This is a genomic window from Muricoccus nepalensis, assembly GCF_006438825.1.
GTDB lineage: Bacteria > Pseudomonadota > Alphaproteobacteria > Acetobacterales > Acetobacteraceae > Roseomonas > Roseomonas nepalensis.
Map to the genome: position 1 here is coordinate 183,013 of NZ_RCZP01000008.1, position 22,557 is coordinate 205,569.

Genomic DNA, 22,557 nt, shown 5'->3' on the forward strand with positions numbered 1-22,557 from the left:
GCGCGCACCCGGGTTCCGGCCGCGGGGAGGCGCCTAGCCGGGCGCGGCGACCTCGCCCTCGGCCTCGCCCTCGGCGCCGTCCTCCGTCACGTGGTCGACCATGTCGGTCAGCATGGAGCGGACGTGCTGGTCCATCACCGCGTAGAAGACCTGCCGCCCCCGCCGGTCCGCCTGCAGCAGGCGGGCGGCGCGGAGAAGCCGGAGGTGGTGCGAGACGAGGCTGCCTGAGATGCCGATCCGGTCCGCCATCTCCCCCACGGAGGCCGGGGCGTCGAGGCAGGCCAGGATGATGCTCAGCCGCGTGGGGTCGCTCATCAGGCGGAACATCTCGGCGAGTTCCACCACCTGGTCGTCGCCGATCCTGCCGCGCACCGTGCACCTCACCGTCTTCGGAGCCGAGTCTCGGGGGATGGAGGCCGTCTGTCCAGGCCGCCGTCCCGCTCCGCCGGGTGAAGCGCGCCGCCGGCCGTCAGGCCTCGACGGCCACCAGCCTCGAGCGCTCGGGCTGGCGCCAGGGCGAGGGGCCGCGGGACGCCCCCTCGGCGAGCCACGCCTCCATCGCCAGCCGCGCCCGCCAGGAGAGCGCCGAGGGCGGTCCGTAGCCGATGACCAGGCGACGCAGCGCGCTGCCGCGGGGCGCGACGAGGTCCGCGCCGTCCCGCAGGGCCGCCAGCGCGGCGTGGGCCCAGCGGGGCGGGACAGGCCGGCCAGCCTCGGCGAGGAGGACCGGCGCCCTGGGCCGGCCGAACTCCTCGGCCCAGGCGGCGGCGCGGCGGACCGACCCGGCCGCGTCGCCGGGCGCGGGCTCGACCCGCAGCGGAAAGGGGTACTCGCGGGCCATCGCCTCGACGAGGGGAAGCGCGGCCGCGGGGTCGGCGGCGAGGATGAGGACCGCCAGGCTCCCCGGCGCGACCGGCACGCCGCCCGCGGCGCGAGACGCGGCCAGGGACAGCAGGATGTCGCGGATCGAGGAGACCTGCCCAGGCGGCACGGGCACGGCCACCACGGCCGCGGGCGGCGCGGGACCGCGGGCGCTGTCCGCGAGGCGGACCGGGGCGGGGAGGAGGAGATCGGCGTCCATCGTGCGATGGAGGACCGGGAGGGCTTTCCCCTTCGTTAAGGGCGGGCGCGAGGGCCAGCGGTTCTGTCGTCGCGATTTCGAATCGACCGGCGTGGGGATGGCGCCCCTTCCCCCGGGGGTGGCGCCGCGCCATCTGGGGGCAATGCGCCGACGCCGCCTCCTCTCCGCCCTTCCCCTCCTGCCGCTGCTCTGGCCTCCGGCGCCGGCCGCGGCCCAGGGCGCGCCCCCTGCCCTCTCCGCCCGCGACCGGGCGGACGTCCAGCGGGTGGAGGCCTACCTCAACGCGCTCACGACGCTCCGCGCGCGCTTCATCCAGATCGCGCAGAACGGGGCGACTGCGCAGGGCACGGCGCTGATCTGGCGGCCGGGACGGATGCGCTTCGACTACGACCCGCCGGAGCCGCTGCTACTCATCGCGAACGCCGGCCAGTTCATGCACTACGACAAGGAGCTGCGGCAGCCCTCCATCGTGCCGGTCGGCTCCACCCCGCTCGGCATCCTCCTCCGGGAGCGGATCGTGCTGTCGGGCGACGTGACGGTCGCGGGGGTCCAGCGCGAGGCGGGGCTGCTGCGGGTCACGGTGTTCCGCACGGCCAGCCCGGCGGAGGGGCGCATCACGCTCGTCTTCGCGGACAACCCGATGGAGCTCCGGCAGTGGCTGGTGGTGGACGGCCAGGGGCGGACCACCCGCGTCACCCTCTCCGCGATCGAGACCGGGGTGCGGCTCGAGCGGGCGGTCTTCGACTTCAACGACCCGCGCTTCATGGCGGGGCCAGTGGACAACAACTAACCGGCGCTTCGCGGAACGGGCCGATTCGCAACGGTTTCAGCGGATTGGCCCGGGCCCGTCGGTGGCCGGCGCGTCACAGGGCAGCTTCCGTGACGCTTCTGCCTTGAAACGGACACCCTTCCACTGCGACATAGGGTGCATGAGGCCCCTGATTGGCATTTCCTGCTGCGTGAAGCCGTTCGGTCCCACCGGGATGCCGAACCACGCGGCGTCCGACCACTACGTGCGGGTGGTGCTCGGCCCGGTCGGGGGGATGCCGGTGCTTCTCCCGGCCGCCGGCGAGGACGTCTCCCGTGAGCTTCTCTCCCGCCTCGACGGGCTGCTGCTGACCGGAAGCCGGTCGAACGTCTGCCCCGTCTACTACGACGGCCCCTGCCACGCGGAGGGCACGCCCGAGGACCCGGCGCGCGACGCGACGACCCTGCCGCTCATCCGTGCCGCGGTGTCCGAAGGGGTGCCGCTGCTCGCGATCTGCCGCGGCTTCCAGGAGCTGAACGTCGCCCTCGGCGGCTCACTGGATCAACGAATTCAAGACCTTGATGGCCGAATGGACCATTCGACGCCGAGCGACCAGACGCTGTCCCGCGTGAAGACGGGCAAGGCGCACCCGGTGCGGGTAGCGCCCGGCAGCGGCCTCGCGCGGCTCTGGGCGGGGCTCGACTACGACCCTTTGGCTGTGCCGGTGAACTCGCTCCACAACCAGGGCGTGGCCCGCGCGGCGCCGCGCCTGCGGCCCGAGGCCTGGGCGCCCGACGGCACCATCGAGGCCGCGAGCATTGACGGCGCGCCCGGTTTCGCGGTCGGCGTGCAATGGCATCCGGAATACGACTGGGAGCGCGACGCGCTCTCCCGTCGCATCTTCGATCGTTTTGGCGAGGCGGCGCTTTCCTTCGCCGCGCGCCGCGCCGCGGGCGGCGGCTTCGCCCTGCCGGCCGCGGCCGAGTAAACGGGCTTACGGGGATGCGCGGGTGTCAGGCGAACTGACACTCACGCGGCTGTGATCCCGTATTGGGGAGTCCGCTTTGCATTCCACCTGTGGATATTGGTAATCTTGCGATGCTGGTGATGAGCCAGTGGTGGCCGGCCTCCCCTGCCGGCTCGCCCGACCAATAAGGTAAATCCGATCGGAAGTAGCGTACCCCGGCGCCCGGTGACCCCCCTCACCGGGCGCCACTTTTTTGCGCGGCGCGCCCGCCTTTCCGGCCCCTCCCGGCGGGCTTATACCGGCGGCCGTTCCCGGAACCTGATCGGACGCAAGCCCATGGCCGACTACGTCATCGCCCCGCCCCCCGTCGCGGCCCTGCCCGTGCGCGGCGGCGGCCTCTTCCCCGTGCGGCGCATCTTCTGCGTCGGCCGCAACTACGCCGAGCACGCGCGCGAGATGGGCAGCGACCCCGACCGCGAGCCGCCCTTCTACTTCACCAAGCCGGCTGACTCGATCGTCGTGAACGGTGCCGACATGCCCTACCCGACCGAGACGAAGGACCTGCACCACGAGATGGAGCTCGTCGTCGCCATCGGCGTCGGCGGGTCCGACATCCAGGAGGGCGACGCGCTGAACCACGTCTGGGGCTACTGCGCCGGCCTCGACATGACCCGCCGCGACCTCCAGAACGCCGCCAAGAAGACCGGCCGCCCCTGGGACATGGGCAAGGCCTTCGACCACTCCGCGCCCATGGGTGAGCTCGTTCCGGCCGGCTCCATCGACCCGGGCAAGGGGCTGATCGAGCTGAAGGTGAACGGCCAGGTCCGACAGACCTCCGACCTCTCGAAGATGATCTGGGCGGTGCCCGAGGTGATCGCGAACCTCTCCCGCCTGGTCCAGCTCGCCCCCGGCGACCTCATCATGACGGGCACGCCGGAGAACGTGGCCGCCGTGGGGAAGGGCGACCTCCTGGAGGGCGTGATCGAGGGCGTGGGAACGGTCTCGGTCCGCATCGCCTGATCGACCCGCAACGACTGATGACCAAGTCCGCCGAAGCGGCCGCCTGGATTTTTCAAGAGTCGCCGAACATCTTCGATGGCGCGGCCGCCGCGTGCGAACAACCGACAGGATTGATCCGATGGCTGGTGACACACAGCGAAGGATACATCTTGCCTGGCCAGCCCGCCTTTGTTTGGAGGGCTGGTTCCAGAGGTGGCTTCGTGGCGGCAGGCGTGATCAGCGCACCGCCTGAGCCTGACGTATTAAGTGCGGGGGACCTCCAGCATTGGCATGCGGCGAAGGCCCGGGACCTCTCCCGTTCATCAAGATGGTGGGTGCCGGTCCAAATGCGGCGACGCTTCAAAGCGGGCCAGTACAGCCGCGAACGGCTGAAGGCCCATCCTATTCTTGGCTCGCAGCAGCCGATATGCCCGGCGCATGTCGGGAGCAATTTTGCGGTGAGCGCAGAATGCCTTAACGCATTAAGAGTACTACTCAAGTGATGACGTTGTCACTGCGCGTGGCCACCTGGAACATCAACTCCGTCCGCCTCCGCGCACCGCTGCTCGCCGGCGTCGTGGAGGCGCTCGACCCCGACGTCCTCTGCCTGCAGGAGACGAAGACCCCGGACGAGCACTTCCCCCACGAGGCCGCGGAGGCACTCGGCTACGCGCATCGCGTCATCCGGGGGATGAAGGGCTACAACGGGGTCGCGGTTCTGTCCCGCCACCCTCTCTCGGTGCTGCCGGACGGGCGGGACTGGTGCGGCAAGGGCGACTGCCGCCATCTCGGCGTGGCCGTGGACCGGCCGGGCGGGCCCGTGGAGATCCACAACTTCTACGTCCCCGCCGGGGGCGACGTGCCCGACCCCGCCGCCAACCCCAAGTTCGCGCACAAGCTGGACTTCCTGGCCGAGGTCACCGCCTGGACCGCCGCGCGCGGCCCGGCCCGGCGCGCCGTCCTCGTCGGCGACCTCAACATCGCGCCGCTCGAGCACGACGTCTGGAGCCACAAGCAGATGCGGGACGTCGTCTCGCACACGCCCGTGGAGGTCGAGGCCATCGCCCGCTGGCGGGAGGCGGGCGACTGGCACGACGCGCTGCGCCACTTCGTGCCGGAGGAGGAGAAGCTCTACACTTGGTGGTCCTACCGGGCGAAGGACTGGCGGGCCGCGGACCGAGGGCGGCGGCTGGACCATGTCTGGGTGAGCCGGGACCTCGCGCCCGGCCTCGCGCGCCACGCGATCCTGAAGGACGCGCGGGACTGGGCGCAGACGAGCGACCACGTGCCCGTGCTGGTGGAGGTGGCGGTCTAGCCTCCCGGACCCCGCCCCTCAGGCCTCGGACGGGTCGTAGCGCAGGCCCTGCGCCTCGAACCGGGTCATGTAGTTCACGAGGTAGGTCACCACCGCCTCGACGATCCGGTCGCCCTTCTCCTTCGTCGCCCGCCCCGGCGCGCCGGTCGCGCCGTGGCGGGTCAGCTCGTCGAAGGTCCAGATCTCCTTCATCAGCGGGTCCACCTTCGGCACCATGCCGCGGGCCTCGGCCATGTTCATGAGCTCGGGGAAGAGGCTGAGGCCGATGGAGGTCTCGACCTCCCCAGCGTGGCCCCAGCCGTTCCAGACCTCGAACAGGTCCTTCGGCAGCATGTGCGGCACCACCACCCACCAGTCGAGGATGGCGAGCGACATCCCGGGATGCGCCACCTTCACCTCCCGCGCCGCGATCTCCGCGCAGGGGATGTTGCCGTCATGGCCGTTGAGGATCACCACGCGCTCGATCCCCCAGTGGTGCAGGGACAGGAGCATGTCCTTGATGACCCGCACCTGCGTGTCGCTGGAAAGCGAGATGCAGATCGGCTTGTGGCGGTAGTGGTCGCTCATGCCGAAGTTCAGCGGCGGCAGGACGACAGTGGAGGCCAGTTGCTCCGCTGCCCGCACCGCCAGGGCGTGGGCGGTCAGGGCGTCCGTGCCGAAGGGCATGTGGTCCCCGTGGCTCTCGCAGGCGCCGATGGGGACGATGGCGGCGGTGAAGCCGCCCTCCTCGAACAGCTTCGTGTTCAGGTGCTCGAGCCGGACCTGCCGCATCGTGCCCTCCGCGATGGATGTCGCCCGGCGCCGCGATCCGGGGCCGGGCGACGATCATGCGCTCAGGCCGTGCGATCGGCCATGGCGGGGGCGGAGGCGTGGGCCAGCGCCGCCTGGGCCGCCGCCAGCCGCGCGACCGGCACGCGGTAGGGCGAGCAGGAGACGTAGTCGAGCCCCATGCTCTCGCAGAACTGGATCGAGGCCGGGTCGCCGCCGTGCTCGCCGCAGATGCCGAGCTTGAGGCCGGGCTTGGTGGACCGCCCCTTCTCGGTCGCGATCTGCACCAGCGCACCCACCCCCTCGAGGTCGATGGAGACGAAGGGGTCCTTCGGCAGGATGCCGCGCTCGACGTAGAAGGGCAGGAACTTGCCGGCGTCGTCGCGCGACAGGCCGAAGGTGGTCTGGGTGAGGTCGTTGGTGCCGAAGGAGAAGAAGTCGGCGCTCTCGGCGATCTTGTCGGCGACGAGCGCCGCGCGCGGCAACTCGATCATGGTGCCGACGAAGTACTCGATCGTCGTGCCGGCCTCGGCGAAGACCTCCTTGGCCACGCGGTCAATCTGCTCGTGGCTGATCTCGAGCTCCCGCTTGGTGGCGACCAGCGGCACCATGATCTCGGGCACCGGCGCCAGCCCCGCCTCCTTGGCGACGATGATCGCCGCCTCGAAGATGGCGCGGACCTGCATCTCCGCGATCTCGGGGTAGGTCATCGCGAGCCGGCAGCCGCGGTGGCCGAGCATGGGGTTGGCCTCCGACAGGTCGGCCGCCCGGCGCTTCATGGTGGCGAGGTCCGCGCCCAGGCTCGCCGCCACCTCGGCCAGCTCCTCCTCCTTGTGGGGCAGGAACTCGTGCAGCGGCGGGTCGAGCAGGCGGATCGTGACGGGCAGGCCCGCCATGATGCGGAACAGCTCCACGAAGTCGTCGCGCTGGAAGGGCAGCAGCTTGGCCAGCGCGTCGCGGCGCCCGCCCTCGGTCTCGCTCATGATCATCTGGCGCACGGCGCCGATGCGGGCGGGGTCGAAGAACATGTGCTCGGTGCGGCAGAGGCCGATGCCCTCTGCGCCGAACTTGCGGGCGGTGTCGGCGTCGAGCGGCGTCTCGGCGTTGGCGCGCACGCGGAGGCGCCGCACGCCGTCGGCCCAGCCCATCAGCGTCTCGAAGTCGCCGGACAGCTTCGGCTCCACCATGGCGACGGTGCCGGCGAAGACCTCGCCCGTCGCGCCATCCAGCGTGATCGTCTCGCCCCCCCGCACCTGCACGCCGCCGGCGGAGAGGATCTGGGAGGAGTAGTCCACCACCACGCCGCCGGCGCCGGCCACGCAGGGCCGGCCCATGCCGCGCGCCACCACCGCCGCGTGGCTGGTCATGCCGCCGCGGGTGGTGAGGATGCCGCGGGCCGCGTGCATGCCGTGGATGTCCTCGGGCGAGGTCTCGATGCGGACCAGGATGACGCTCTCGCCCTTGGCCGCGCGCGCCTCGGCCTCGTCGGCCGTGAACACCACCACGCCGCAGGCCGCGCCGGGGGAGGCTGGCAGGCCGCGGGTGAGCAGGGTGCGCTTGGCGCTCGGGTCCAGCGTCGGGTGCAGGAGCTGGTCGAGCGAGCCCGGGTTCACGCGCCGCACCGCCTCAGTCCGGTCGATCAGCCCCTCGTTCGCCATGTCGACGGCGATCTTGAGGGAGGCCGCGGCCGTCCGCTTCCCGTTGCGGGTCTGCAGCATGTAGAGCTTGTTGCGCTGGACGGTGAACTCGATGTCCTGCATGTCCGCGTAGTGCTTCTCGAGCCGGTCGCGCACGGCGACCAGCTCGGCGTAGGCGGCGGGCATCTCCGCCTCCATGCTCCGCTCGCCGGGCTTGGCGCGGGCCTCGCTCATCGGCTGGGGGGTGCGGATGCCGGCGACGACGTCCTCGCCCTGAGCGTTGATGAGGTACTCGCCGTAGAAGACGTTCTCGCCCGTGCTGGGGTCGCGCGTGAAGCACACCCCCGTCGCGCAGTCGTTGCCCATGTTGCCGAAGACCATCGCCTGGACGTTGACGGCCGTGCCCCAGGTCGCGGGAATGTCGTGCAGGCGGCGGTAGGTGATGGCGCGCTGGTTCATCCAGCTCCCGAACACCGCGCCGATCGCGCCCCAGAGCTGGGCGTGGGGGTCCATCGGGAAGTCGGCGCCGGTCACCTGGCGGACCATGTCCTTGTACTCGCCGGCAACCCGCTGCCAGTCCTCGGGGGAGAGCTGGGTGTCCTCGTTGACGCCGCGAGCGAGCTTCGCCTCCTCGATGATCTCCTCGAAGCGGTGGTGGTCCACGCCGAGCACGACCGAGCCGTACATCTGGATGAAGCGGCGGTAGCTGTCCCAGGCGAAGCGGGCGTCGCCGGAGGCCTTGGCCAGGCCCTGCACGGTCTCGTCGTTCAGGCCGAGGTTCAGCACCGTGTCCATCATGCCGGGCATGGAGACCCGGGCGCCCGAGCGGACGGAGACGAGCAGCGGGTTGGCGGCGTCGCCGAAGCGGGCGCCCACGGCCGCCTCGATGCGCTCCAGCGCCTCCTTCACCTGGCCGGTCAGGTCGGCCGGGTAGGTGGAGTTGTTGGTCGTGTAGTAGGTGCAGACCTCGGTGGTGATGGTGAAGCCGGGGGGCACGGGCAGGCCGATCGAGGCCATCTCCGCCAGGTTGGCGCCCTTGCCGCCCAGCAGGTTCCGCATGTCCGCACGACCGTCGTTCCGGCCGGCTCCGAAGCCGTAGACCCAGCTTGTCATGACCTGTTCCTTCAAGCCTCGATGCGCGCGATGTCGGCGAGCTCGTCCATGGCCCCGCGCAGCAACGCCAGCAATCCTAGCCGGTTCCCGCGCAGTTCCCTATCCGGGTCGTTAACGGTTACACGATCGAAAAAGGCATCGACCGGCGCGCGCAGCGGCGCGAGGGCGGACATCGCCCCCGCGAAGTCCTCGCGCGCCAGCGCGGCGCGCACGGCGGGGCGGGCGGCTTCGAGCGCCGCGGCCAGGGCCATCTCCTCGGGCGCGCGGAGGAGGTCGGGCCGGATGGCGGCGGCGAAGGCCTGCCCGTCCTTCTTCTCCTCGATCCGCAGGATGTTGGCGGCGCGCCGATAGGCGGAGAGGAGGTCCGTGCCCTCGGCGGTGGAGAGGAAGTCCCGCAGCGCGTCGGCGCGCGCCAGCAGCCGGTTCAGGTCGTCGTCCCCCGAGGTGCCGAAGGCGGCGGCCACGAGGTCGTGGCGCAACCCCTCGGCCCGCATCTGCACGCGCAGGCGCTCGGCCAGGAACTCGACCACGCCCTGGGCGAAGGCGGCGACCATGGGGGGGTGGAGGGAATCCGCCGGTGGCTTCCAGCCGGCATTCATCCGCTCCGCCGCGACCGCCATGCCGAACTCGGAAGTGGCCGTGGTGCCCTGGGCCATGGGGTAGCCGAAGAAGGCCTCGGCCACCGCGTCCGCCAGCGGCAGGCGCAGACCGTTCTCGCGGACGATGCGGATGACGCCGAGCGCCGCCCGGCGCAGCGCGTAGGGGTCGCCCGAGCCGGTCGGGCGCTCGTCGGCCGCGAAGAAGCCGGCGAGCTGGTCGAGCTTGTCCGCGAGCGCGACCGCGACCGCGACCGGCTCGGACGGCACGGCGTCCCCCGGGCCAAGCGGGCGGTAATGCGCGCCGATCGCCTCGGCCACGCGCGGGTCCTCTCCGGCGTGCAGCGCGTAGTAGCGGCCCATCACGCCCTGGAGCTCCGGGAACTCGCCGACCATGCCGGAGGCGAGGTCCGCCTTGGCCAGGCGGGCGGCCCGCGCCGCCAAGTCCGGATCGGCGCCCACCATCGGGGCCAGGTGCCGCGCCAGCCGCTCCAGCCGCCGCACCCGGTCCCCCTGGGTGCCGAGCTTCGCGTGGAACACGGCGGCGTCCAGCTTCGGCAGGAAGGATTCCAGCGGCTGGCGGAGGTCGAGGTCCCAGAAGAAGCGGGCATCGGAGAGGCGGGCGCGCAGCACGCGCTCGTTCCCGCCGACGATGGCGGCGCCCCCGTCCTTCGCGGCGATGTTGGCGACGAGGGCGAAGTGCGCGGCCGGGCGGCCGTCGGCGTGCCGCAGCGCGAAATAGCGCTGGTTCACCCGCATGGTGGTCCGCATGAGCTCCGGCGGCAGGTCCATGAAGGCGTCGTCGATGCGGCCGAGCAGGGGGACCGGCCACTCGACGAGGCCGGCGACCTCCGCCAGCAGCCCGCGGTCCGGCACCACCTCCAGCCCCTCGGCGGCGGCCAGCGCCGCGATGCCCTCCTCGATCAGCCGCTCGCGCTCGGGGGCGCCGGGGATGACGGAGCGCGCGCGGAGCCCCGCCTCGTAGTCGGCCGCGGAGGCGACGGCGAAGGCGCCGGGGGACTGGATGCGGTGGCCCTCGGTGAGGTCGGCGGCCCGCAGCCCGTGGGCGGCGTCCCCGCCCTCGGCGAGGGAGAGGGGGACCACGGCGCCGTCCAGCAGGCAGAGGATCCGCTGTAGGGGCCGGACCCAGGCGAGGTCCGAGGTGCCCCAGCGCATGGACTTCGGCCAGGGAAAGCGGCGGATGAGCGCCGGAATGGCCTCGGACAGCACCTCCGCGCTCGGGCGGGGGGCGTTGCGCAGGCGGAGGAGGAAGGAGGCGCCGGACTTCTCGGGGCGGGCGAGGATGGTCAGCCCCTCCGCCTCGTAGACCGGCGCGTCCGAGGCCCCGGCCGCGGCGCGCATGGCGGCCACCGCGGCCTCCGGCAGGGCATGCTTGCGGGCGAAGCCGCCCAGCGCGGCCTCGGGGGCGCCGAGGCGGGGCCCCTTCTCCTCGCGCTCGCTCGCCGGGGTGGCGGCGGGGAGGCCCGCGACGAGGGCGATGCGGCGCGGCCCGTGCAGGGTGCGCGGAGCCTCCAGTGCGAGGCCGGCGGGCTTCAGCGCTTCCGCCAGCAGCCGCGCGAGGTCCTCGGCCGCGCGGGCCTGCATGCGGGCGGGGATCTCCTCGGAGAGGAGTTCCAGCAGGAGCTCGGCCATCAGGCGGCCTCCCCCGAGAGCCAGCCCTCGCAGCAGCGCTTCGCCAGCGCGCGCACGCGGCCGATATAGGCGGCGCGCTCCGTCACGCTGATGGCGCCGCGGGCGTCGAGCAGGTTGAAGCTGTGGCTCGCCTTGATGCACTGGTCATAGGCCGGCAGCGGCAGGCCCGCGTCGCAGAGGGCGTTGCACTCCTCCTCGGCCTCCGCGAAGTGGCGGAACAGCACGGGCACGTTCGCGTGCTCGAAGGAGTAGGCGGAGAACTCGCGCTCGTTGCGGAGGAACACGTCGCCGTAGGTGAGGCCGGCGGAATTGAAGGCGAGGTCGTACACGTTCTCGACGCCCTGGATGTACATCGCCAAGCGCTCCAGCCCGTAGGTCAGCTCGCAGGAGGGCACGGCGCAGGGAATGCCGCCGACCTGCTGGAAGTAGGTGAACTGCGTCACCTCCATCCCGTCGCACCAGACCTCCCATCCAAGCCCCCAGGCGCCGAGCGTCGGGCTCTCCCAGTCGTCCTCGACGAAGCGGATGTCGTGCAGGAGGGGGTCGATGCCGATGGCGCGGTAGCTCTCGACCAGCAGGGACTGCGGGTCGGGCGGGCTCGGCTTCATGATGACCTGGTACTGGTAGTAGGCGCCGAGCCGGTTCGGGTTGTTGCCGTAGCGCCCGTCCGAGGGGCGGCGGCTGGGCTGGACGTAGGCGGCGCGCCAGGGCTTCGGGCCGAGGGCGCGGAGCGTCGTCGCGGGGTGGAAGGTGCCCGCGCCCATCTCCAGGTCGTAGGGCTGCAGGATCGCGCAGCCCTCGCGCGACCAGAAGGCGTGCAGCGCGAGGATCATGTCCTGGAAGGGCAGCGGCCCGCCGCTGGGGCGGGTTCCGCCGGGCGCTGGGCTGGTCGTGGGGCTGGTCATGGCGGCGCCGGTATAGGGTCGGCCGCCCGGGGCCGGCAAGGAAGGCCCCCGGCCCAGGGCTCAGAGCCCGAGGCGGCTCCAGGCCGTGCGCGCCTCGATCGCGGCGAGCGCCCCCTCGGCGGCGGCGGCCGGTGTCCAGCCCTCCGCGAGGGACGCGCCCGAGAGCAGCCGCCACGGCAGGCGCGGGCGGCGGGCGCCGAGGGGGACGATCCTCGCCTCCTCGCCGAAGCGCCGCGTCACCTCGCCGCGGAGGTCGCCGAGCCGGTCCACGAGGCCGAGGTCCAGCGCCCGCCGGCCCGTCCAGAAGCGGCCGCTGAACAGGGGCTCGCCCTCCTTCCGCAGGCGCTCGCCGCGGCGGGACTCGACCCAGGCGATGAACTCGTGGTGCAGCCCGGCCATCAGCTCCCGCAGGCGCTCCTGCTGGGCGGGGTCGGCGGGGCGGAAGGGGTCGAGGAAGGACTTGTCCTCCCCCGCCGTCACCAGCCGCCGCTCGATGCCGAGGCGGGCGATCGCCTCCTCGAAGCCGAAGCCCGAGGAGATGACGCCGATGGAGCCAATGATGGAGGTCGGGTCCGCCACGATCTCGTCCGCCGCGCAGGCGAGCCAGTAGCCGCCCGAGGCCGCCGCGTCCTCCACGCAGGCGATGACGGGCACCTTCTTCTTCCCGGCCAGCTGCCGGATGCGGGCGACGATGAGGGAGGACTGGGCGGGGGAGCCGCCGGGCGAGTTGATGGACAGCACGACCCCCGCGAGGCGCTTGAGGCCGAAGGCGCGCTCCAGCACCGGGTCCAGCGCCGCGGCGGAGAGGGTGGGGCCGGCCAGGCCGTTGGCGCGGGGGGCGATGACGCCCTGCAGCCGCACGACGGCGACGCGGGGGGTGCGGTCGGTAAAGGGGAACTTCATAGGGCCACAGGTCGCGCGCCCCGGCGCCTCTTCAAGGCGCGGCGCGAGGGCGGCGGGCCTGCCTTAATGATGCCGCTTGCACCGCCCCCCGCTTCGCGCGATCTCCGGGGCATGACCGTTGCCAAACCCGTCCTCCGGCGCGACCTCGTGGCGCTGCTCGCGGTCGCCGCCGCCATCGGGCTGATGGTGGCCTACCGCCACGTCTACGTGGAGCCGCGGGCCTGGGGGGCGCTGTGCCTCGACCTCGCCCAGGCGCCGCTGGCCTGCCAGCCGCGGGCGGTGCTGCTCTGGCTGCAGCACTGGCAGCTCTGGGGGGCGGTCGCGATGGGGCTCGGAATCTGGGCCTTCGTCGGCGCGCCCTTCCCCGTGCGGGCGGCGGCGGTGGCGATGGGCGTGATCGCGGTGCTGAACTTCAACGCGACCTGGGGAATGGTCGGCGCGGCGCTCGGCGGATGGGCCTGGGTGGAGGCGAGCGCCCGCGCGGCCCGTCCCGCGGCTCCGTCTGGCCGGACCGGACGAGGAGCCACGCCCTAGCGCGCGCAACCGGGCCATGCCGCCGCGGGATCTTGCCTGGAAGGTCGTGGAGGGCGGGTCGAGCTGCGTGTGAAGGCCCAGCCGCGCGCCCGGCGGGCGGGGCTGCAGGGCCTCTTCGAGGCGGCCGACGGGCCGCGGCTGCGCGTGGCGGTGAACGAGGCGCCGGAGGACGGGCGGGCGAGCCGCGCGGTCTGCGCGGCCGTCGCCGCGGCGCTGGGGATGCCGCCCTCCCGTGTCGTGGTGACGCAGGGCGCCTCATCCCGGGAGAAGACGCTGCGCCTCGAGGGCGACCCGGCGCTACTGGTGGGAAGGCTGGAGGCCTTGGCCCGAAATCCGGGCACGGGGAAGTGCCGGCCTACCGCCCCGAAGGGTTTCGAGCCGGCGCCCCGCCCTGGTGGATCCTAGGCAGCGTTAGGAACGCTCAGGCGGCCATCCGGTTGACCTTGCTCTCGGCGAGGGCGGTCAGTTTTTTGTCGGTCGCCTTCTCCTCCTCAAGGTTCTCCTCCAGCACCGCGGCGCAGTCGGCGCGGCCGAGCTGGCGGGCGAAGGCGATGAGGGTGCCATAGCGGGTGATCTCGTAGTGCTCCACCGCCTGGGCGGCGGCCAGCATGGCGGCGTCGAGCACCTCCTTGTCCGCCACGTCGCCCATGATCTCCTCGGCTTCCTCGAGGATGCCGTCCATGGCCGCGCAGGTGACGCCCTTCACGGGCTGGCCGTGCATCTGGAACACCTTCTCCAGGCGGACGATCTGGTTGCGCGTCTCCTGCAGGTGCAGCTCGAAGCCCTGGCGGAGCTGCGGGTCCGTCGCCTTGTCGATCATCTTGGGCAGCGCCTTCGTGATCCGGTTCTCGGCGTAGTAGATGTCCTGCAGCGTGTGGACGAAGAGGTCGTCCAGGGTTTTGATCGGCTTGGAGAAGAGGCCCATGGGGGATCGCCTTCCGTTGAGGGTTGTCGGGGGTCGATGAAGGGCCGCCCGCCCGGCGACACCCCTGGAACGCCGGGACGCCCGCCTCCGTTGCGCCGGCCGGAAGGCCGCGGGGCCGGGGCGCCGTTATCAGGGTGAAGCGCGGCCCGTCCGGCGCCAGACTGCCCGCCCGTCGCTGGCAGGGAATCGTGGCATGCAGAGCATCACCGAGCCGCTCGTCCTGGACCTCGTGGAATGGGTGGCGCGCGAGCCCCGCGCCTATGCCGAGGTGATGGAGGCCTGGCGCACCTCCTGCCCGCGGCTGATGGTGTGGGAGGAGGCGGTGGACCGCGGCCTGCTCCGGCGCGGCGAGCCGGTGAGGGTCACGCCGCTGGGCCTGCGCGCCCTCGCCGCGGGCGGGCGCGCCCCGGCGCTCAGCCCCGGCTGAGCGGCCCGACCCGCAGCAGCGGCGGCAGGGCGAGGCCCAGGGCGCAGGCCGCCCAGCCCAGGGCCTGGATGTTGTGCGGCCCCTCCAGCGCGGCGCTGGCCAGGGCGCCGGCCAGCAGCACGCCGCCCGCCAGCCATTCCGCCCAGCCGCCGCCCCGCCGCGGCAGGTCGCGCAGCAGCGCGCGGGCGACGACCGCTACCAGCGGCACCGCGAAGGTCGGGAAGGGAAAGTCGCGGTAGCGCGGGTCGAAGACGAGCATCAGCTGCAGCACGGCCGCGGTGAAGGTGAAGAGGAAGAGCAGGTCCTCGAAGGCGAAGGCGCGCCAGTCGCGGAACCACAGGCGGCCGCGGAAGAGGGCGCGCACGCTGGCGCTGGCCTGGGCGCCGTTGCGCAGCGGCTCCACCGGGTCGCCCGAGAGGCGCGCGCCGGCGCGGCGCAGCAGCAGGGCGGCGAGGGCCGACTGTCCCAGGAGGTTGACGATCCCGGCCAGCTTCAGGTGCTCGTCGAAGGCGTAGGGCCAGGTGCCGCAGACGGCGTAGGCGAGGGCGTTGCCGAGGGCGGCCGCCAGCACCGCGAGCGGCCAGAGGCGGGCGCGCGGCCAGAGGCGGGCGGTGGCGGCGAGCATCAGGCCCGACAGCGCCAGGGCGGCCGCCGCGTACCAGGCCCAGCAGGGGTTCTCCCGCACGGGGCCGGCCAGGTCGAACTTCGGCTGGCGGTCGGCGGTCCAGAGGCCCCAGGCGGCGCCCACCGTGCCCTCGTTGCGGTACTTCCAGACCTGGTCGAAGGCCTCGATGAAGTTGTAGTCGAAGCCCTCCTCCTGGCTGAGCTGGATGAAGCGGCGCATGAAGACTGCCTGGTCCACGCGGCTCGGCACCGCGCCCTCGCGCCAGCGGCCGGCGCTCGGCCAGCCGACCTCGCCGATGGCGATGGGCTTGTCGGGGAAGAGCGCCTTCATGCGGCGGTAGACGTCGCGCGTGTGCGCCATGGCCCGCTCCACGCCGAGCGGCTCGTCCTCCCAGTAGGGGAGGATGTGGATGGTGACGATGTCGACGTGCCGCGCGAGCTCGGGGAACTGCGCCCAGAACTCCCAGACATCGGCGTAGGTGACGGGCTGGCGGACGGCGGCCTTCACGCGGTCGAGCTGGCGGGCGAGCTCCTCCACCGGCAGGTCGCGGCGCAGCAGCACCTCGTTGCCGACCACCACCCGCTCGACCACCTCGGGGTGGCGGTTGGCGGTCGCGATCAGGGCCGCGATCTCGCGGTCGTTCTGACGAAGGTCGCGGCCGAGCCAGGCGCCCTTCCACATCTTCACGCCGTGGCGGCCCGCGATCTCGGCGGTCTCGTAGTCGCCCTCGATGCTCGCGTAGCTCCGGATAGCGCGGACGCGCGGCGCGATGAGGGCGATGTCCTCCTCCACCTGGGCGGCGGTCGGGAAGATGTCGCGCAGCGGGCTCTGGCCGTCGCGGAAGGGGGCGAAGGAGACGCTGTTGAAGCGGTCCGCGACCATTGGCACGTCGCCGGCCCGCTCGCGGTTCGGGAACCACCAGAGAAGGACCGTCGCCAGCACGGCCAGGGCGATCGCGGCCGCGAGGGCGGGAACCGGGCGCGCGACGGGCGCGCGGACGGGGGCGGCGGCGGCCGGGGAGCGTGGGGCGGGCATGGGCCACGGGTGTAGCGGCCGGTCGTGGCCCGCGGAAGGCGCGCGCCGCCGGATTGCTGCCGCATTGGAACGTCCCTGGGCGGCGCGCCATTGGAACCCCGCGCCCGCCGCCCCAACTGCCCCCCTCACGATCGGGGAGAGGCGGCATGGCGCGGGACGGGCTGACGGACGACCAGGTGCGAGACCTGCTGCTGGCCACGCGGCGGATCGCGGTGGTCGGCGCCTCGGACAAGCCGGGGCGGCCCTCCAACGGCGTGTTCCACTTCCTTCTCCAGCGCGGCTACACCGCCCTTCCCGTAAACCCGGCGCTGGGCGGGCGGAGCGTGCACGGGATGGGGTCCGTCCCCTCTCTGGAGGAGGCGGGGCCGCTCGACATGGTGGACGTCTTCCGCCGCAGCGAGGAGGCGGGCGTGGTCGTGGACGAGGCCATCCGGCTCGGCGCGAAGTCGATCTGGCTGCAGCTCGGCGTCTGGGACGAGGCGGCGGCGGAGCGGGCGCGGGCGGCCGGGGTGACGATCGTCATGGACCGCTGCCCGGCCATCGAGTGGGGGAAGCTCGGCCTGCCGGACCGGGTCCCGGCCGGGAACTAGACGGCTCGCCGCGTTAGATTAACATCTTGAAAGGTTTCCCCCGGCGGGCCATCTCGCGCCCGTCGCGGGCACCCGCCCGCCACAAGGAGCCATGAGGGACATGACCGAGGAAGAGCGCCGCATCATCACCGGCTACGTGGAGCGCGTCTCCGGCGCCGCGCCGCAGCCGGCCGCGACCTCCGCCGGGCCCTGGGGGGCGCGCAGCGTCCCGAACACCCAGCAGGCCCCGAACCTGCCGCCGGTGGACCCGGAGGCCGACCGCCTGATCGGCGACCTGTTCACGCGCTACCCGGAGGCGCGCTACCGCATCACCCAGACCGCCTTCGTGCAGGAGGCGGCGCTGGTCCAGGCGCAGAACCGCATCCAGGAGCTCGAGTGGCAGCTGGAGAACACCCAGCGCCAGGCGGAGGCGTCGCAGCAGTCGCGCGGCGGGCTGTTTGGCGGCATGTTCGGCGGCGGCCAGCGCCAGCAAGTGCCGATGACGCCCCGGCCGCAGCCGATCCAGCCGCCCATGGGCGCGATGAACCCCGGCATGATGCAGCAGGGGCGCGGCGGCAGCGGCTTCCTCGGCACGGCGCTGACGACCGCGGCCGGCGTCGCGGGCGGCATGGTGCTCGGCAACGCGCTGATGGGCATGTTCTCGGGCGGCGCAGCCCACGCGGCGACGGCGGCGGCCGATGCCGGCATCGGCAGCCTCGGCGGGGCCGCCGGCGCGGCCGGGGGCGGCTTCGGGGAGCAGGCGGTGAGCACGCCCTCCTCCTCGCCCTGGACCGACCCGGGCAGCGCGGGCAACGACGCCGCGCCGGTCTCGGACACCGGCGGCTGGGGCGGCAACGACGCGAGCGGCTACAACGACGGCGGCTTCGACACGAACGCCGGCTACGACGACGCGGCCGGCTACGACGACGCCGGCGGCTTCGACGAGGACGTCTAGCGACGAGCCTCACTTATAGATCCGGCGGGTTCGCCCGCCGGATCCTCATTGACCCTTCCATGGGGCGCGGGGCAGCCTGCGCCCCATGAGCGACTTTAGGGGCCGCATCCCCGACCTCGACCTCGATCTCCTCCGCTGCTTCCAGCAGGTGGCGGAGCGGGGCGGCTTCACCGCGGCGGCGCCGGCGCTCGGCCTCACGCAGTCCGCCATTTCCCTCAAGATCCGCCGGCTCGAGGAGCTGATCGGCAAGCGCCTGCTGGAGCGGACCAGCCGCTCCGTCGCCCTCACCGCCGAGGGGGAGACGCTGCTCGCCTACGCCCGGCGGATGCTCGCGCTGAACGAGGAGGCGGTGCGGCGGCTGGTGGCGCCGCCGGTCAGCGGGCACCTGCGCCTGGGGGTCGCCGACCACTTCGTGCCGCGCAACCTCGCCCCCCTCCTCGCCCGCTTCGCCCGCTCCCACCCCGGCATCCGGCTGGAGGTGGAGGTCGGGCGCTCCCACGAGCTGCGGCGGGCGATGGAGGCGGGCTTGCTCGACCTCGTCCTCGGCAAGCGGCGCGACGGGGAGAGCGAAGGGGCGGTCCTCTGGGCCGAGCCGGTGATCTGGGCCGCCGCCCCCGGCTGGGTGCCGCCGGAGGGCCGCGCCCTGCCGCTGGCCATGCTGCCGGCCGGCTGCATGTTCCGCGACCGCGCGCTGGCCGCCCTCTCCCGCGCGGGGCTCGGCTACGAGATCACCTACACCTCCCCGAGCCTGCTCGGCGTCGCGGCCGCGGCGCAGGCGGGGCTGGGCGCCACGGTGATCGGCGCCTCCGGCCTGCCGGAGGGGTTGGCGCCGCTGGCGGGGCTGCCGGGGCTCGGCTCGGCCGAGATGGCGGTCTTCGGGGACCTCGCGGGGCTGGCGCCGCTGGCGGGGCCGCTGGTGGCCGCGATCCGGGAAACGGTGGCGCGGGCGGCGCCGCTGGCGGCCTGACGGGTCTGCGAATCCGGCATTTGACCGGGACTCGGGCGCGGGCGCAGGTTCGCGCCATGACCGACGCCCCCGCCCCCGCGCCCCCCCTCCCCGACCGGGACTGGCGGATCATCGGGCTGATCGGGACCGGGCACTTCCTCTCCCACTTCTACATGCTCTGCCTTGCGCCGCTCTTTCCCATCTGGCGGGAGGAGTTCGGCGTGTCCTACGCGGTGCTCGGCCTCTCGGTCGCGCTGATGGCGGCGATCACGGGGCTGCTGCAGACGCCGGTCGGCTTCCTGGTGGACCGCCACGGGGCGCGGCCCTTCCTGGTGGGGGGCACGCTGCTGATGGCGCTCTCCATCGCGGCCATGGCGCTCGCGCCGAACTACTGGGTCGTGCTCGGGCTCGCGATCACCTCGGGCATCGGCAACTCGGTGATCCACCCGGCGGACTACGCGATCCTCGGCAGCAGCATCGGCGAGAGGCGGATGGGGCGCGCCTTCGCCATGCACACCTTCACCGGCAACCTCGGCTTCGCGGCCGCGCCGCTCGCGATCGGGCTGATGACGCAGACGCTCGGCCTCGGCTGGCGGCCGGCGCTGCTGGCGGCGGGGCTGGCCGGCGTGCCGGTGGTCGCGGCCATCGTGCTGCAGTCCCGCATCCTGCGGGACCAGGCGCGGCCGAAGAAGCACGCGGCGCCGCTCGGGCGGGAGGTGCTGCTGTCGCGCACGATGCTGATGTTCTTCGCCTTCTTCCTTCTCTCCTCCATGGCGGGGGTGGGCGTGCAGTCTTTCCTCATCGCCATGCTCGACAAGCTCTGGGCCACGCCGCTGGCGGTCGCCTCGCTGACGCTGACGGGCTACGTCATGGGGGCGACCGGGGGCGTGCTCATCGGCGGCTGGTATGCGGACCGCTACGCGAGCCACTTCACCTTCGTGACGGCGCTGACGGCCCTCTCCATCACCCTCCTCCTCGCCATCGGCCTCCTGCCGCTGCCGGACGCGGCGCTGCCGGTCGTGGCGCTGGTCGCGGGCGGCGCGCTCGGCGCGTCGCGCACGCCGCGGGACGTGATGGTGAAGCACGCGGCGCCGCCGGGGCAGATGGGGAAGGTCTTCGGCTTCATCTCCTCGGGCCTGCCGCTCGGCAGCGCCATCACGCCCGTGCCCTTCGGGCTGATGCTCGACCACGGCGTGCCCTGGCTGGTGATGCCGACGGTCGCGGCGCTGCTGGTCGCCTCCCTGTTCTGCGCGGGCACGGCGCGGGGCGGGGCGCTGCGGGCCGCGCGGGTGCCCGCCCCCTCCCCTCTCCCGGCCGAGTAGCGTGGTCCTGGCCGCGCCCTTCGACCTCGCGCTCGAGGCGCTGGGCTGGGTCGGCACCGCGGCCTTCGCGACCGCCGGCGCGCTGACGGCCGCGCGCAAGCGGATGGACCCGGTGGGGTTCCTCCTCGTCGCGGGGGTGACGGCCTTCGGGGGCGGGGCGCTGCGGGACCTGCTGCTCGGGCTGCCGGTCGCCTGGCTCGGGCGGCCGGACCTCGCGATCCTGGCCGCGAGCTTCGCGCTGGCGGTGTTCTTCGCGGCGCCGGCCTTGCAGCGCCGGGTCGCGCTGCTGCTCTGGGCGGACGCGGCGGGGATGGCGGTCTTCGCGGTGCTGGGCGCCGAGGCGGCGCTGCGGGCGGGCGCCGCGCCCTGGGTCGCCGTGCTGATGGGCGTGATGACCGCTAGCTTCGGCGGCGTGATCCGGGACGTGGTCTGCGGGGAGATCCCGCTCATCCTGCGGCGCGAGATCTACGCGACGGCCGCGGCGCTGGGCGCGGGCGGCTTCGTGGCGCTGGAGGCGATGGGCACGGGGCGGACCGTCGCGATCGCCTCCGGCGCGGCGCTCGCCTTCCTTCTCCGCGCCGCGGCGCTGGGCGGGGGGTGGTCGCTGCCGGCCTATGGCGGGGCGGCGGCGGAGCGCGGCGACGGGCCCTGACGCCCGCCGCCGGGAAGGTTCCCCGGGGTCAGTCGCCCCCGCTCTTGGCGACGGGCAGCGGCCCGACGGGCACCGGCTGCGGCCCCGCGCCGGCGATGGGCTGGCTGCCCATGGCGTTGCGCAGCTTCACGGGATCGAGCTCCCCCTCCCAGCGCGAGATCGCCAGGCAGGCGACGCCGTTGCCGACGAGGTTCGTCAGCGCGCGCACCTCGCTCATGAACTTGTCGATGCCGATCAGCACCGCCAGCGCGGCGATCGGGATGTCCGGGATGACCGAGAGCGTGGCGGCCAGGGTGATGAAGCCCGCGCCCGTGACGCCCGAGGCGCCCTTGGAGGTGAGCATCGCCACCAGCAGGATCGTCATCTCCTGCCCGAAGGTGAGATGGGTGTTCGTCGCGTAGGCCAGGAACATCGTGGCCAGCGTCATGTAGATGTTCGTGCCGTCGAGGTTGAAGGAGTAGCCCAGCGGCACGGTGATGCCGACGACCTTCGGCGAGGCGCCCAGCGCCTCCATCTTGCGCATGATCTGCGCCAGCACGCTCTCGGAGGAGGAGGTGCCGAGGACGATCAGCAGCTCCTCCTTGATGTAAGCGATGAAGCGGAAGATCGAGAAGCCGCAGAAGCGGGCGATGGTGCCCAGCACCACGATGACGAAGAAGAGGGCCGTCAGGTAGAAGGTGGCGACCAGCTCCGCCAGGCGGGCGAGGGAGCCGAAGCCGTAGGCGCCGATGGTGAAGGCCATGGCGCCAAAGGCGCCGACGGGCGCGGCCTTCACGACGATGCTGACGATGCCGAAGAAGATCGCGCTCATGGAATCGACGGCGTGCGAGATCGGCTCGCGCAGGCGCTCCGGCAGGGCGTTGATGGCGAAGCCCGTCAGCACGGCCAGCAGCAGCACCTGCAGCAGGTCGCCGTTGGCGAAGGCGCCGATGAAGGTGTCGGGGATGATGGCCATCAGGTGCGAGGCCACGCTGTCGTTCGCGGCGCGCTGCGCGTAGCCCTGGATGGCCGTCGCGTTCATCTGGCTGGGGTCGATGTTGAAGCCCTCGCCGGTGCGGAAGATCTTCGCGACCGCGAGCCCGATGAAGAGGGCGAAGGTGGAGACCACCTCGAAGTAGAGCAGCGCCCGCAGGCCGACGCGCCCGACGCTGCGCGCGTCCCGCACGGAGGCGATGCCGTGGACGATGGTGAAGAACACCACCGGGGCGATCACCATGCGGATGAGCTTGACGAAGCCGTCGCCGAGCGGGCGCATCGCCTCGCCCGTGTGCGGCCAGATCACGCCGACCGTGATGCCGAGCGCGATCGCGATGAGCACCTGGACATAGAGCAGGGATAACGCGCGTCGGACCATGGACCCCTCCCGTGCAGCGAGGGCCGCTGCACCGGCCCCCGCCTTGAAGGCAGGAGAGATAGGTTAGATCGCATAGACAAGACAAATGATGGAGCGGTCCGGCCGGAGGGCGACCAAGTCATGGCGGACTATTGCCGCCCCGTATTGGGTTAACTCCTCTTCACCTTACTTGGGGTTCATCCGGGCGTTCCCGCTAGAGGCCGGCTTCGGCCGGCGGGGCCGCCCAGGGGGCCAGGGCCGCGGGGGGCGGGGCGGCGAGGGGGGCGGCCATCATCCGCGGCGCCGCCGGCACCGCCTTGCCGGCCGGGCGGCGCTGCAGCGACCAGTTCGCCTGCATCCGCACCTCCGGGTTGGGAACCGTCCAGCAGGCGCCGTCCGCGTCCATGAAGACCACCCACAGGAGGTGCGCTTCCGGCCCGTAGTCGATCATGAAGTGCGCCAGCCCGGGGCCCCGGCTGGTCTCCATCGGCAGGGGCGGATCGAGCTGCAGGATCATGGCGAACGAACGGGGATCGCCGGCAGCCGGTT

Annotated in this window: 24 protein-coding genes; 13 read left to right on the plus strand and 11 right to left on the minus strand. The window is 72.9% G+C overall.

Annotation, left to right across the window (positions count from 1 at the left end; all coding sequences use genetic code 11):
• Window positions 1-33: 33 nt before the first annotated feature.
• Both EAH89_RS11350 and EAH89_RS11355 read right to left on the minus strand, forming a co-directional pair.
• On the minus strand, window positions 34-372 hold the full coding sequence (locus EAH89_RS11350) for an ArsR/SmtB family transcription factor (RefSeq protein WP_241666965.1): 339 nt from the start codon (window positions 370-372) through the stop codon (window positions 34-36).
• Between the two features lie 97 nt (window positions 373-469).
• Window positions 470-1,081, minus strand: coding sequence for a hypothetical protein (locus EAH89_RS11355; protein ID WP_140883019.1), 612 nt, complete (start codon window positions 1,079-1,081; stop codon window positions 470-472).
• 142 nt (window positions 1,082-1,223) lie between these two features.
• On the opposite strand from EAH89_RS11355, the gene EAH89_RS11360 reads away from it, so the two are divergent.
• The 5 genes from EAH89_RS11360 to EAH89_RS11380 all read left to right on the plus strand — a co-directional run bounded on the left by EAH89_RS11360 (window position 1,224) and on the right by EAH89_RS11380 (window position 5,110).
• Window positions 1,224-1,871 carry a LolA family protein gene (locus EAH89_RS11360; protein ID WP_140883021.1) on the plus strand — a complete coding sequence of 216 codons (648 nt, stop codon included), beginning with the start codon at window positions 1,224-1,226 and terminating at the stop codon, window positions 1,869-1,871.
• Window positions 1,872-2,010: 139 nt separating this feature from the next.
• Window positions 2,011-2,817 (plus strand): gamma-glutamyl-gamma-aminobutyrate hydrolase family protein, encoded by an 807-nt coding sequence (locus EAH89_RS11365; RefSeq protein WP_140883023.1) that lies wholly within the window; start codon window positions 2,011-2,013, stop codon window positions 2,815-2,817.
• Between the two features lie 315 nt (window positions 2,818-3,132).
• Window positions 3,133-3,816 (plus strand): fumarylacetoacetate hydrolase family protein, encoded by a 684-nt coding sequence (locus tag EAH89_RS11370; protein WP_140883025.1) that lies wholly within the window; start codon window positions 3,133-3,135, stop codon window positions 3,814-3,816.
• Window positions 3,817-3,833: 17 nt separating this feature from the next.
• Window positions 3,834-4,298, plus strand: a complete 465-nt coding sequence (locus tag EAH89_RS11375; RefSeq protein WP_140883027.1) for a hypothetical protein — start codon at window positions 3,834-3,836, stop codon at window positions 4,296-4,298.
• On the plus strand, window positions 4,298-5,110 hold the full coding sequence (locus EAH89_RS11380) for an exodeoxyribonuclease III (RefSeq protein WP_140883029.1): 813 nt from the start codon (window positions 4,298-4,300) through the stop codon (window positions 5,108-5,110). Before EAH89_RS11375 ends, EAH89_RS11380 begins: the two co-directional genes overlap by 1 nt.
• 18 nt (window positions 5,111-5,128) lie before the next feature.
• Here EAH89_RS11380 and EAH89_RS11385 read toward each other — a convergent pair whose 3' ends face one another.
• From EAH89_RS11385 to EAH89_RS11405, 5 genes are all read right to left on the minus strand, one after another.
• Window positions 5,129-5,881 carry a creatininase family protein gene (locus tag EAH89_RS11385; protein WP_140883031.1) on the minus strand — a complete coding sequence of 251 codons (753 nt, stop codon included), beginning with the start codon at window positions 5,879-5,881 and terminating at the stop codon, window positions 5,129-5,131.
• Window positions 5,882-5,943: 62 nt separating this feature from the next.
• The gene (gene ppdK / locus EAH89_RS11390) at window positions 5,944-8,628 is read right to left on the minus strand and encodes a pyruvate, phosphate dikinase (RefSeq protein ID WP_140883033.1); all 2,685 of its coding nucleotides are present in this window, start codon (window positions 8,626-8,628) and stop codon (window positions 5,944-5,946) included.
• Window positions 8,629-8,639: 11 nt separating this feature from the next.
• A complete protein-coding gene (glyS, locus tag EAH89_RS11395) occupies window positions 8,640-10,877 on the minus strand; it encodes a glycine--tRNA ligase subunit beta (RefSeq protein WP_140883035.1) in 2,238 nt (745 codons plus the stop codon).
• Window positions 10,877-11,782, minus strand: a complete 906-nt coding sequence (locus EAH89_RS11400) for a glycine--tRNA ligase subunit alpha (protein WP_140883037.1) — start codon at window positions 11,780-11,782, stop codon at window positions 10,877-10,879. The genes glyS and EAH89_RS11400 overlap by 1 nt, the downstream gene beginning before the upstream one ends.
• A gap of 60 nt (window positions 11,783-11,842) precedes the next feature.
• Window positions 11,843-12,685, minus strand: a complete 843-nt coding sequence (locus EAH89_RS11405) for a S49 family peptidase (protein ID WP_140883039.1) — start codon at window positions 12,683-12,685, stop codon at window positions 11,843-11,845.
• A 111-nt stretch (window positions 12,686-12,796) separates the two neighbouring features.
• Here EAH89_RS11405 and EAH89_RS11410 point away from each other — a divergent pair, with 111 nt between their 5' ends.
• Both EAH89_RS11410 and EAH89_RS11415 read left to right on the plus strand, forming a co-directional pair.
• Window positions 12,797-13,219, plus strand: a complete 423-nt coding sequence (locus EAH89_RS11410; protein WP_140883041.1) for a hypothetical protein — start codon at window positions 12,797-12,799, stop codon at window positions 13,217-13,219.
• Between the two features lie 69 nt (window positions 13,220-13,288).
• Entirely contained in the window at window positions 13,289-13,624 is a 336-nt protein-coding gene (locus EAH89_RS11415) for a DUF167 family protein (RefSeq protein WP_241666966.1), read from the plus strand.
• 16 nt (window positions 13,625-13,640) lie between these two features.
• On the opposite strand, the gene EAH89_RS11420 is transcribed toward EAH89_RS11415, so the two are convergent.
• Window positions 13,641-14,144, minus strand: a complete 504-nt coding sequence (locus EAH89_RS11420; protein WP_140883045.1) for a YciE/YciF ferroxidase family protein — start codon at window positions 14,142-14,144, stop codon at window positions 13,641-13,643.
• A 193-nt stretch (window positions 14,145-14,337) separates the two neighbouring features.
• Here EAH89_RS11420 and EAH89_RS11425 point away from each other — a divergent pair, with 193 nt between their 5' ends.
• Complete coding sequence (locus EAH89_RS11425; RefSeq protein WP_140883047.1) at window positions 14,338-14,571, plus strand: hypothetical protein; 234 nt, start codon at window positions 14,338-14,340, stop codon at window positions 14,569-14,571.
• On the opposite strand, the gene EAH89_RS11430 is transcribed toward EAH89_RS11425, so the two are convergent.
• Window positions 14,558-16,231, minus strand: coding sequence for a glycoside hydrolase family 17 protein (locus EAH89_RS11430; protein ID WP_241666967.1), 1,674 nt, complete (start codon window positions 16,229-16,231; stop codon window positions 14,558-14,560). The two genes, EAH89_RS11425 and EAH89_RS11430, sit on opposite strands and share 14 nt — an antisense overlap.
• A 146-nt stretch (window positions 16,232-16,377) precedes the next feature.
• Between EAH89_RS11430 and EAH89_RS11435 the strand changes: the two genes are divergently transcribed.
• From EAH89_RS11435 to EAH89_RS11455, 5 genes are all read left to right on the plus strand, one after another.
• Complete coding sequence (locus tag EAH89_RS11435; RefSeq protein WP_140883049.1) at window positions 16,378-16,821, plus strand: CoA-binding protein; 444 nt, start codon at window positions 16,378-16,380, stop codon at window positions 16,819-16,821.
• A gap of 100 nt (window positions 16,822-16,921) precedes the next feature.
• Window positions 16,922-17,755: a DUF2076 domain-containing protein gene (locus tag EAH89_RS11440; protein WP_140883051.1), complete on the plus strand. Its 834-nt coding sequence runs from the start codon at window positions 16,922-16,924 to the stop codon at window positions 17,753-17,755.
• Between the two features lie 85 nt (window positions 17,756-17,840).
• Window positions 17,841-18,722 (plus strand): LysR substrate-binding domain-containing protein, encoded by an 882-nt coding sequence (locus EAH89_RS11445; protein ID WP_140883053.1) that lies wholly within the window; start codon window positions 17,841-17,843, stop codon window positions 18,720-18,722.
• Window positions 18,723-18,778: 56 nt separating this feature from the next.
• A complete protein-coding gene (locus EAH89_RS11450; RefSeq protein WP_140883055.1) occupies window positions 18,779-20,023 on the plus strand; it encodes an MFS transporter in 1,245 nt (414 codons plus the stop codon).
• A gap of 1 nt (window position 20,024) precedes the next feature.
• Window positions 20,025-20,675, plus strand: a complete 651-nt coding sequence (locus EAH89_RS11455; protein WP_241666968.1) for a trimeric intracellular cation channel family protein — start codon at window positions 20,025-20,027, stop codon at window positions 20,673-20,675.
• 28 nt (window positions 20,676-20,703) lie between these two features.
• On the opposite strand, the gene dctA is transcribed toward EAH89_RS11455, so the two are convergent.
• Window positions 20,704-22,029: a C4-dicarboxylate transporter DctA gene (dctA, locus tag EAH89_RS11460; protein WP_140883057.1), complete on the minus strand. Its 1,326-nt coding sequence runs from the start codon at window positions 22,027-22,029 to the stop codon at window positions 20,704-20,706.
• A 193-nt stretch (window positions 22,030-22,222) separates the two neighbouring features.
• Complete coding sequence (locus EAH89_RS11465; RefSeq protein WP_194152322.1) at window positions 22,223-22,525, minus strand: hypothetical protein; 303 nt, start codon at window positions 22,523-22,525, stop codon at window positions 22,223-22,225.
• Window positions 22,526-22,557: the final 32 nt, after the last annotated feature.

Bases quoted from the DNA above. Each gene is read 5' to 3' on its own strand.
- EAH89_RS11405 (WP_140883039.1), bottom strand. From the start codon at position 12,685: ATGAAGTTCCCCTTTACCGACCGCACCCCCCGCGTCGCCGTCGTGCGG.
- glyS (WP_140883035.1), bottom strand. From the start codon at position 10,877: ATGGCCGAGCTCCTGCTGGAACTCCTCTCCGAGGAGATCCCCGCCCGC.
- EAH89_RS11440 (WP_140883051.1), top strand. From the start codon at position 16,922: ATGACCGAGGAAGAGCGCCGCATCATCACCGGCTACGTGGAGCGCGTC.
- EAH89_RS11410 (WP_140883041.1), top strand. From the start codon at position 12,797: ATGACCGTTGCCAAACCCGTCCTCCGGCGCGACCTCGTGGCGCTGCTC.
- EAH89_RS11450 (WP_140883055.1), top strand. From the start codon at position 18,779: ATGACCGACGCCCCCGCCCCCGCGCCCCCCCTCCCCGACCGGGACTGG.
- ppdK (WP_140883033.1), bottom strand. From the start codon at position 8,628: ATGACAAGCTGGGTCTACGGCTTCGGAGCCGGCCGGAACGACGGTCGT.
- EAH89_RS11420 (WP_140883045.1), bottom strand. From the start codon at position 14,144: ATGGGCCTCTTCTCCAAGCCGATCAAAACCCTGGACGACCTCTTCGTC.
- EAH89_RS11445 (WP_140883053.1), top strand. From the start codon at position 17,841: ATGAGCGACTTTAGGGGCCGCATCCCCGACCTCGACCTCGATCTCCTC.
- EAH89_RS11360 (WP_140883021.1), top strand. From the start codon at position 1,224: ATGCGCCGACGCCGCCTCCTCTCCGCCCTTCCCCTCCTGCCGCTGCTC.
- EAH89_RS11385 (WP_140883031.1), bottom strand. From the start codon at position 5,881: ATGCGGCAGGTCCGGCTCGAGCACCTGAACACGAAGCTGTTCGAGGAG.
- EAH89_RS11365 (WP_140883023.1), top strand. From the start codon at position 2,011: ATGAGGCCCCTGATTGGCATTTCCTGCTGCGTGAAGCCGTTCGGTCCC.
- EAH89_RS11400 (WP_140883037.1), bottom strand. From the start codon at position 11,782: ATGACCAGCCCCACGACCAGCCCAGCGCCCGGCGGAACCCGCCCCAGC.
- EAH89_RS11465 (WP_194152322.1), bottom strand. From the start codon at position 22,525: ATGATCCTGCAGCTCGATCCGCCCCTGCCGATGGAGACCAGCCGGGGC.
- EAH89_RS11375 (WP_140883027.1), top strand. From the start codon at position 3,834: ATGACCAAGTCCGCCGAAGCGGCCGCCTGGATTTTTCAAGAGTCGCCG.
- EAH89_RS11425 (WP_140883047.1), top strand. From the start codon at position 14,338: ATGCAGAGCATCACCGAGCCGCTCGTCCTGGACCTCGTGGAATGGGTG.
- EAH89_RS11430 (WP_241666967.1), bottom strand. From the start codon at position 16,231: ATGCCCGCCCCACGCTCCCCGGCCGCCGCCGCCCCCGTCCGCGCGCCC.
- EAH89_RS11355 (WP_140883019.1), bottom strand. From the start codon at position 1,081: ATGGACGCCGATCTCCTCCTCCCCGCCCCGGTCCGCCTCGCGGACAGC.
- EAH89_RS11380 (WP_140883029.1), top strand. From the start codon at position 4,298: ATGACGTTGTCACTGCGCGTGGCCACCTGGAACATCAACTCCGTCCGC.
- EAH89_RS11435 (WP_140883049.1), top strand. From the start codon at position 16,378: ATGGCGCGGGACGGGCTGACGGACGACCAGGTGCGAGACCTGCTGCTG.
- dctA (WP_140883057.1), bottom strand. From the start codon at position 22,029: ATGGTCCGACGCGCGTTATCCCTGCTCTATGTCCAGGTGCTCATCGCG.
- EAH89_RS11370 (WP_140883025.1), top strand. From the start codon at position 3,133: ATGGCCGACTACGTCATCGCCCCGCCCCCCGTCGCGGCCCTGCCCGTG.